Origin of the sequence: Pseudomonas sp. 10C3, from assembly GCF_036346185.1 — a bacterium.
In the GTDB taxonomy this organism is placed as follows: Bacteria; Pseudomonadota; Gammaproteobacteria; order Pseudomonadales; family Pseudomonadaceae; genus Aquipseudomonas.
In genome coordinates this window covers 1-2,920 of record NZ_JASJVE010000051.1, presented here as the reverse complement: position 1 = coordinate 2,920, position 2,920 = coordinate 1, and the positions used below count along the sequence as shown (strand labels likewise).

Genomic DNA, 2,920 nt, shown 5'->3' with positions numbered 1-2,920 from the left:
TCTTTGATGAAGGCAAGTTTCTTACTCTGCATGAAGAGTTTTTGCGCGTTGACGAACGCTTAAAGGTGACCAAGATGGATCAGGCGAGTATAGCTCAGCAATTACTTCTCGAAAACGTAGTAAAGACGCCTCGACAAGCTATTACGACTGCTTATTACGCGCATCTTTGGATGCATGGTCTTGAGGTCGTTGTTTCTCAGCGTACTTTTGAAACTCACGCCGCACGCTTAAATCGTATTGGCGTTAATATTCGTAATACTTGCGATATTAAGACCTTCTCCACCGTCTTCATTCGTGAAATGCGTGAGATTAACCCCGTTAAGAATATTGCTCCGCCTGACTGGTACAAGCGGCCTAATCATTTGCAGGTGGCGGCATGAGTTATCACTCGTTTTCGTTTTTCGGGTTTGGCTTTTTTGTTGGCTGTGCCTTCTCCATTCTCGTCGCGGTGTTTTATGATCGTCGATAGCCAACAGGGTACTCAACTGTCCCAACGCCAGCGCCTGATGCTTCAACAGCAGCAGCATGTTCGTGCCTTCATGCATCCTGTTCTGGCTGATCAAGTTGCCAAAACGCTTAAGGCTATGGAAGTCCGGAAAGAGCAGGGCACCAAGCCAGAGCGTATCTGGTTCCCCGACCGTAAAGAAACTGGCACACCCTCTATCGCTGAATGGATGGGGTTTTGATCATGCGGTGGGTATATTCTAGTCTTGATGAATTTGAAAATTTTCTTGTTTACTGTTTTGTACTTTGGCTCTCTGTTCTCGCACGAGTTGTATGGATGGCGTATTAATGACTCGCGTTGATTATCAGAATTTACGTTTTACCGTGGAGAATCAAATTGCTGATCATGACAGCGGGCATATTGATTCTACTGCTCTCGCTAATTCAATTATGCGTGTTTTCTTGCAAGCTATCTCGGTTGAGCAAGTCAAGTCCCAAGTTTCAAGGCGTCAGCTACTGACGTTTCGTCGTGATAAACAAGTAACTGTGCCCGCCTGGGCATTTCGAGTTCCGGGAACGATCCCGGCTCCCATTACGAAAGGGCGTTAATTATGTTGATGACACTACTGGTCGAAGTTACAGGCCGTGAGCGTTCCGGTATTTCGACAAAATCGGGTACCAGTAAGCCTTGGTGCATGTTTGAGGCTTATGTCCATTTGCCGAATGACTCGTACCCTCAAAAGACTTCGTTCTATGCTCAGGCCGTTAACGAGGTTCCACAGCCTGGTACTTACGAATGCGATGTTAACGTCGACGTTCGTGATGGTCGTTTGGAATTTACCTGTGACCCTCGTCAGGGTCGTCGTAAGAATATCCCGCCGTTGTCTGCTGCCATGTCGTCTAAAACTGGCGTTGCATAGGGTAGGGGAGAGTGCAATGGTTATTATCGACCGCGTAGTTTGTGATTTCTGTTACTGCGTGGTCGGTCAGCTTTTCACCATGTCCGCTATTTCAAAGGATTGTTTGAATGATTTGGGCCGACCTCCTTTTTTTTGTGTGTGTCCCGATTGTTTTGATACTTCCGTTCTTTATGTCGAACCGGTTCTAATGGGGTTTGAGCGTGGTATTTTTTCCGACTGATCCATTGGTTTTATGTATCTATCTTGGGTCTGTTGTTGTGTTGCTTATTATTGCAGCGCTGTGTTTTTCTGATAAGTTTTAGGGAATCAATAAGTGGCTAATCAATCGGTGCTTGTTTGCTTTGGAATGTCTGCCGATTCTGGTGGTGGTTCTCTTTGCAATAATCAACAGTGGGTTAGCACTTATGTAGTAACGCCCGATCAGGCGGCTCAGCTTGAGCTTTTAACGACGGGTGGCTTTGATACAAATTCGTTCTCGCTGTTTTTTGGTGGAACGTTGTTTTTGTTTGCAACTGGTTTTGCCGTCGGCATTATCATTTCTCAATTGCGGAAACTCCGCAGGGGTTAATCACATGAAACAAGCAATCTCGAAGTTCCTGGCTGTTCCTTCGTTCCGTAAAGCGTCCATTGGCATGGTCGGTGTTGCTTCCGTCCTGGCGGCTGGCAGTTCGTTCGCTGATGACCTTTCGGCGGGTGCGTTGAGTGCCATCACTTCGGCGCAAACTCAGGGTAGCGCTGTAGGTGGCGCTGTCGTGGCTTGTGTGGCCGCTCTCTGCGTCGTCGGTGTGATTATCGCCCTTGTTCGTAAGGTCTGATTCGGCGTGATCTGGTCTGCGTTGGCCGGTATCATCATGGCCAGCGCACTGGTTTCAGGTATCCGGTGCGCTGAATATCTATAACTTGTTGTAGGTACATCAGCCCCCGGAAACGGGGGTTTTTATGCGTAATGTTTTTTTCCTTTTTCTTTTTCTGTTTTCCACCTCTTCGTTTGCTACCAATTATTCTTGGTATAACGCTGCGGGCAGTAATTTTAGTTCTGTTTCCGAAGCGTGTGAGGCCGTTCGGGCTTATTGGCCGAGTTCTGATAATCAGTCTACGGTTGTCATGAATGTTATTACTGATTCGTTTGCTACTTGTAAAGTTACGGCTAATGGCGGCTATTACGGTGGGCAAACTCAACAATTCAATACTAGTCGTGTCGGGGATTCTTGCGCTGATGGTGGCGTTTTTAATGGTGTTACGGGTGCGTGTGATTCTTTGACTCCGTTTACTCCTGGCTCTCTTTGTGATTCTCAAGTCGGTGCGACTCCAGGCAATCCTATAATTCATTCTTTATCTGGGATTTGTCAGAGTTTTCGCTCTGCTGATGACACGGCGACTTGCATGTATTTGGCTGCAACGCATCCCACGGGAAGTGTAAGGGTTTCTGGTACTGTTGATTCATCGGGTGTCGGTGTTGCTCCTAAGATGGCTTCTGTTTTTGGCGGTATGTGTGTTGTGGGTCCTACAAAATGTACAAAGGGCTTGTGTACTTCGCCTTCTTCATCATCTTGTAC

At 47.0% G+C, this 2,920-nt stretch carries 6 protein-coding genes; all 6 read left to right on the top strand.

The genetic code is table 11. The annotated features are described in order from the left end of the window. The coding region (locus QN399_RS25970) for a phage/plasmid replication protein (RefSeq protein WP_330201910.1) at positions 1-380 on the top strand (380 nt) is incomplete at its 5' end. A 75-nt stretch (positions 381-455) separates the two neighbouring features. Continuing rightward, the gene (locus QN399_RS25965) at positions 456-686 is read left to right on the top strand and encodes a hypothetical protein (protein ID WP_330201909.1); all 231 of its coding nucleotides are present in this window, start codon (positions 456-458) and stop codon (positions 684-686) included. Positions 687-792: 106 nt separating this feature from the next. Beyond that, positions 793-1,053 carry a hypothetical protein gene (locus tag QN399_RS25960; RefSeq protein ID WP_330201908.1) on the top strand — a complete coding sequence of 87 codons (261 nt, stop codon included), beginning with the start codon at positions 793-795 and terminating at the stop codon, positions 1,051-1,053. Positions 1,054-1,677: 624 nt separating this feature from the next. Further along, complete coding sequence (locus QN399_RS25955; RefSeq protein ID WP_330201907.1) at positions 1,678-1,932, top strand: hypothetical protein; 255 nt, start codon at positions 1,678-1,680, stop codon at positions 1,930-1,932. 4 nt (positions 1,933-1,936) lie between these two features. Next, positions 1,937-2,179, top strand: coding sequence for a major capsid protein (locus tag QN399_RS25950; protein ID WP_330201906.1), 243 nt, complete (start codon positions 1,937-1,939; stop codon positions 2,177-2,179). Positions 2,180-2,303: 124 nt separating this feature from the next. After that, on the top strand, positions 2,304-2,920 hold a 617-nt coding region (locus tag QN399_RS25945; protein ID WP_330201905.1), incomplete at its 3' end, for a hypothetical protein.